Origin of the sequence: Streptomyces sp. YS-3 (genome assembly GCF_045257485.1) — a bacterium.
Lineage (GTDB): Bacteria > Actinomycetota > Actinomycetes > Streptomycetales > Streptomycetaceae > Streptomyces.
On record NZ_JBJHPC010000516.1, the window covers coordinates 1 to 5,146 of the forward strand.

6 protein-coding genes are annotated in these 5,146 nt (G+C 72.8%); 5 read left to right on the forward strand and 1 reads right to left on the reverse strand.

Annotated features, from left to right (window positions below):
- Window positions 1-390 (forward strand): hypothetical protein (locus tag ACJA3G_RS29580; protein ID WP_406556106.1); only part of this gene is annotated, 390 nt, incomplete at its 5' end.
- Window positions 387-1,955: a DUF5719 family protein gene (locus tag ACJA3G_RS29585; RefSeq protein ID WP_406556107.1), complete on the forward strand. Its 1,569-nt coding sequence runs from the start codon at window positions 387-389 to the stop codon at window positions 1,953-1,955. The genes ACJA3G_RS29580 and ACJA3G_RS29585, both read left to right, overlap by 4 nt.
- A 68-nt stretch (window positions 1,956-2,023) precedes the next feature.
- Here ACJA3G_RS29585 and ACJA3G_RS29590 read toward each other — a convergent pair whose 3' ends face one another.
- Complete coding sequence (locus tag ACJA3G_RS29590) at window positions 2,024-2,494, reverse strand: metallopeptidase family protein (RefSeq protein WP_365112592.1); 471 nt, start codon at window positions 2,492-2,494, stop codon at window positions 2,024-2,026.
- Between the two features lie 273 nt (window positions 2,495-2,767).
- Between ACJA3G_RS29590 and ACJA3G_RS29595 the strand changes: the two genes are divergently transcribed.
- From ACJA3G_RS29595 to ACJA3G_RS29605, 3 genes are all read left to right on the forward strand, one after another.
- On the forward strand, window positions 2,768-3,187 hold the full coding sequence (locus ACJA3G_RS29595; RefSeq protein WP_406556108.1) for a DUF3499 domain-containing protein: 420 nt from the start codon (window positions 2,768-2,770) through the stop codon (window positions 3,185-3,187).
- A gap of 197 nt (window positions 3,188-3,384) precedes the next feature.
- Window positions 3,385-4,746 (forward strand): phosphomannomutase/phosphoglucomutase, encoded by a 1,362-nt coding sequence (locus ACJA3G_RS29600; protein ID WP_406556109.1) that lies wholly within the window; start codon window positions 3,385-3,387, stop codon window positions 4,744-4,746.
- Window positions 4,747-4,939: 193 nt separating this feature from the next.
- Window positions 4,940-5,122, forward strand: a complete 183-nt coding sequence (locus tag ACJA3G_RS29605) for a Trm112 family protein (protein ID WP_067159781.1) — start codon at window positions 4,940-4,942, stop codon at window positions 5,120-5,122.
- Window positions 5,123-5,146: the final 24 nt, after the last annotated feature.

Below are 5,146 nucleotides of genomic sequence, written 5' to 3' on the forward strand. Positions count from 1 at the left end.
GAGTCCGACGGCCCGGCCGGCCAGGACTTCCCGCCGCCGCCCGCCTCCGCGCCCCCGGCCCCGGAGACCGATCCGTACGCCGGCACCCCGTACGCCGAGGTGCCGCAGCAGCAGTCCTACGGGCAGTGGGAGGAGCCGGCGTACACCAACGCCGAGTACCCCCAGCAGCAGTACGACCCGTACCAGCAGCAGTACCAGCAGTACGACCTGTACCAACAGCAGCAGTACCCGCCGCAGGAGCCCGTGTACGACCCCTACGGCTATGGCTACGGCGGGGAGCAGGCCCCGGGCCAGGAACAGGGCGACGGCGGCCCCACCGCCGGCCGGGGCCCTGACGGCCGGGGCCACGACACCGAGCAGCCGCACCGCCCCGACGGGAGCCACCAGTGAACCGCAGCACCCTCTCCCTGATCGCGGCGGCCGTCGCCCTCGCCGCCGTCACGGGTTTCGCGGCCGTCACCGCCCCGGGCGGCGACTCGGCGACGGCGGACGCGAAGGGCCCGGCACGGCTGCCCGTCGAGCGCTCCAGTCTGCTCTGCCCGGCGCCCAGCCTCTCCGACCTGGCGGAGACCACGTACACCACGTACACCCCCAAGGGCGGCGACGCGGGCGCCAAGGCGGGCACGGCCGGTGGTGCCGTGCTGAAGCCCGCCGTCACCCCGCTCACCGACGGCACGCCCGCCAAGCCCCCCGCCAAGGCGGACAAGGACAAGAAGGGCAAGAAGGGGAAGACCCCCGAGAAGCCCGACCCCGGCAAGGCGGTCGTCACCCTCAAGGAGCCCGGCAGGCCCGCGTCGGCCACGGCGGACGGCTCCGACGCCCCCGCGCTCGCCGGGTCCGCCGACGGCCCGCTCGCGCCGGGGTGGGCGGCGCAGCAGACCACGGTGGTCTCGGCGGGCGACACGCGCGCGGTGCTCGGCACCCGCTGCACCGAGCCCGACACCGACTTCTGGTTCCCCGGCGCCTCCACCGCCAAGACCCGTCAGGACTACGTCCATCTGACCAACCCGGACGACGGCGCGGCGGTCGTCGACCTTGAGCTGTTCGGCAAGGACGGCCCCATCAAGTCGGAGGTGGGGGAGGGGATCACGGTCCCCGCGAAATCCAGCGTCCCTGTTCTGTTGTCAACATTGACCTCGGCGGCGGCCGATGACCTGACCGTGCATGTGACGACCCGGTCCGGGCGGGTCGGCGCGGTCGTGCAGGCATCGGACGCGAAGGCGGGCGCGGACTGGCTGCCCGCGTCGGCCGACCCGGCGGCGAGCCAGGTCCTCCCGGGCATCCCGGGCGACGCCACCGACGTACGCCTGGTGGTGTACGCCAAGGGCGCCGACGACGCCGATCTCAAGGTGCGGCTGGCCGGTGCGAGCGGCAGCTTCTCCCCTGCTGGTCTGGACACCGTCCACGTGAAATCGGGGATGACGGCGTCCTTCGATTTGAAGAACGTGACGAGGGGTGAGGTGGGTTCCCTGTTCCTCACCCCGTCTTCGGATGGCGCGAAAACGCCCATCGCGGCGGCGCTGCGAGTCGTGCGCGGCACGGGCGACAAGCAGGAGACCGCATACATTCCGGCCACCGCGCCGGTCGGCGACCGGTCCACGGTCACCGACAACCGGGGCAAGGGCTCCACGCTGTCCCTCACCGCGCCGACCGCCGCCGCCACGGTCAAGGTCACCGCGTCCCCCGGCACCGAGGGCGGCGAGCCGCAGACCAAGACGTACACCGTGAAGCCCGGCACCACGCTGGCGGTGGAGCCGCCCGTCCCGTCCGGGCTCAAGGGCTCGTACGCGCTCACCGTGGAGACCCAGCCGGGCAGCGGCCCCGCCTACGCCTCCCGCACCCTGGCGCTGCCGCAGGACGGCATCCCGATGTTCACGGTCCAGACGCTCCCCGACGACAAGGGAACGGTGGCCGTCCCGGCGGCGAAGCAGGATCTGGCGGTCCTGGACGACTGAACCGGCCCGGATCCCGCGCGCGGGCAGACCGATCGGGTCCGGTTCAGTCCGATCCGGTCCAGTCCGGTTCAGTCCTGTCCGTAGCGCGGATCGACCGACTCCGGTGCGAGGCCGAGGAGTTCGGCGACCTGCTCGACCACGACCTCGTGGACGAGCAGGGCCCGCTCGTCGCGGCTCTTGGTGCGGATCTCGACGGGCCGCCGGTAGACGACGATCCGCGCGGGCGATCCCTTGGAGGCGGGCAGCGCGCGCCCCAGCGGCACGGCCTCGTCGCTCCACCCGTCCTCGTCGGACTCGGGCAGCGGCACATCGGAGACCAGGAAGTCGACGTCGGCCAGCTGCGGCCAGCGCCGCTCCAGCCGCTCCACCGAGTCCCGCACCAGATCGCGGAAGCTCTCCGCGCGGCTCGCCGAGAGCGGCACCTGCGGCGGGGCCACCGGGCCGCGCATGCCCCTGCCGTGCCGGTCACGGCGGCGGGGCCGCGGGCCGGGCGGTACGGAGTCGGGTCCGGCGCCGGTGCCGGAACGGGAAGTGTCCATCACTGACGCAGCGTAGCCCTCCGGGGCGCCGCGCGATCGCGGCGGCGGCGCCTTCCACGGCATGTCGTGGGTTGACCGTTTGCTTCTCGCTTGAGAGCGATTACCGGCCCATACGGGACAGTGGATTTCACATCGTTTGACCGGAAGATTCTCAAGTACGGAACGTGAATGGCCCCGTCACGCACCGTGCGGCCCTCTTCCCGCGCAGGTCAGCGCAGTTGCTCAGCAGGCCGCTGTGCCGGAGCTCACACCGCGACACGGTGGAGTGACCCGGTGGAGAGTCGTCGCGGCCCGCTCAAGAGTGCGGTACCGTCCAACGTCGTGAGCCCTGTACGTCGCTGTTCGCGCACCGCGTGCGGTCGCCCTGCCGTCGCGACACTGACGTACGTCTACGCGGACTCGACCGCAGTCCTCGGACCGCTCGCCACCTACGCCGAGCCCCACTGCTACGACCTGTGCGCCGAGCACAGTGAGCGCCTCACCGCGCCCCGCGGCTGGGAGGTCGTCCGCCTCACCGACGCCTCCTCCCCGGCCCGCCCCAGCGGCGACGACCTGGAAGCGCTTGCCAACGCGGTACGGGAAGCGGCCCGCCCCCACGAGCGTGCCGCCGAGGCCGGCGGCGCCCGCGCGGCCGACCCCATGGAGGTCGCCCGCCGCGGCCACCTCCGCGTCCTGCGCTCACCCGAACCCTGAGCGCGGGCACGCTCGACGGACCGCGGCGCGCGAATGTCGTCACGCGCGCGTTGCACCCGCCCCACCCGTGGGCATCCGCCTTGCAGAACGACCGCTGCGGAGTTCTCCACAGGCACCGCAGCCGCGACACCCCCAGCCGGTAGCCTCGGTCCAGGGGGCCGCATGTCTCCGCAGGTGATTTTCAGAAGGGTTGGGCCGTGGCTGTTGATCTGTCGCAGATCGTGAAGGCGTACGACGTCCGCGGGGTGGTGCCGGATCAGTGGGACGAGTCCCTGGCCGAGCTGTTCGGAGCGGCCTTCGTCCGGGTGGTGGGCGCCGACGCGATCGTGGTCGGACATGACATGCGCCCCTCGTCGCCGGGACTGTCGGCGGCGTTCGCGCGCGGCGCGGCGGGCCAGGGCGCGGACGTCACCCTGATCGGCCTGTGCTCCACGGACCAGCTGTACTACGCGTCCGGCCGGCTGAACCTGCCGGGCGCCATGTTCACCGCGTCCCACAACCCGGCCCAGTACAACGGCATCAAGCTCTGCCGCGCGGGCGCCGCCCCGGTCGGCCAGGACACGGGGCTCGCCGACATCCGCGCCCTCGTCGAGAGCTGGTCGGAGTCGGGCGCTCCGGAACCGGCCGCGACCACCGGCACGGTCGACGAGCGCGACACCCTCGCGGACTACGCCGCGCACCTCAAGTCCCTCGTCGACGTCTCCGGCATCCGCCCGCTCAAGGTCGTCGTGGACGCGGGCAACGGCATGGGCGGCCACACCGTCCCCACCGTCTTCGCAGGTCTGCCGCTGACGCTGGTGCCGATGTACTTCGAGCTCGACGGCACCTTCCCCAACCACGAGGCCAACCCCCTCGACCCCGCCAACATCGTCGACCTCCAGGAGCGCGTCCGCGCCGAGGGCGCCGATCTGGGCATCGCCTTCGACGGGGACGCCGACCGCTGCTTCGTGGTGGACGAGCGCGGCGAGGGCGTCTCGCCGTCCGCGGTGACCGCGCTGGTGGCGGCCCGCGAGCTGGCCAAGCACCCCGGTGGAACGGTCATCCACAACCTGATCACCTCCTGGTCCGTCCCGGAGGTCGTCCGGGAGAACGGCGGCACCCCGGTCCGCACCCGCGTCGGCCACTCGTTCATCAAGCAGGAGATGGCGCGTACGGGCGCGATCTTCGGCGGCGAGCACTCCGCGCACTACTACTTCGCGGACTTCTGGAACGCCGACACCGGCATGCTGGCGGCCCTGCACGTGCTGGCAGCCCTCGGCACCCAGGAGGCCCCGCTCTCCCGGCTGCTGGCGGAGTACGACCGCTACACGGGCTCGGGCGAGATCAACTCCACGGTGACCGATCAGACGGCCCGCACGGAGGCCGTCCGCGAGGCCTTCGCAGGCCGCCAGGGCGTCACCACGGACGAGCTGGACGGCCTGACGGTCTCCACCGCCGACTGGTGGTTCAACCTGCGCCCCTCCAACACCGAGCCCCTCCTGCGGCTGAACGTGGAGGCGCGCGACGAACCGACGATGGCGAAGGTGCGCGACGAGGTCCTGGCGCTGGTACGGGCGTAGCCCCGCCCCGGACCGCCGGACCACCCGGTTCCGGCGGTCCGTTGCCGGCCGCACGCCACCACCGGACGGACCGGCCACCCGGGAAGCTTGCACCCCACCCCGGCGGTAGGGTGACAAGGCCCGGCCCAGGCAACTGAATCCAGGCACCCGATCCACGTACACGAGACGACGAAGACGTTCCGGAAGGACCCCCATGCCGCTCGAAGCCGGCCTCCTCGACATCCTCGCCTGCCCCGCGTGCCACGCCCCGCTCAAGGACGCCACGGCCGAGGAGACGCCCGAGCTGGTCTGCACCGGTGCGGACTGCGGCCTCGCGTACCCGGTCCGTGACGGCATCCCCGTACTTCTCGTGGACGAGGCCCGCCGCCCGGCGTGACCCCGCCCCGCGTGGACCCCGTCC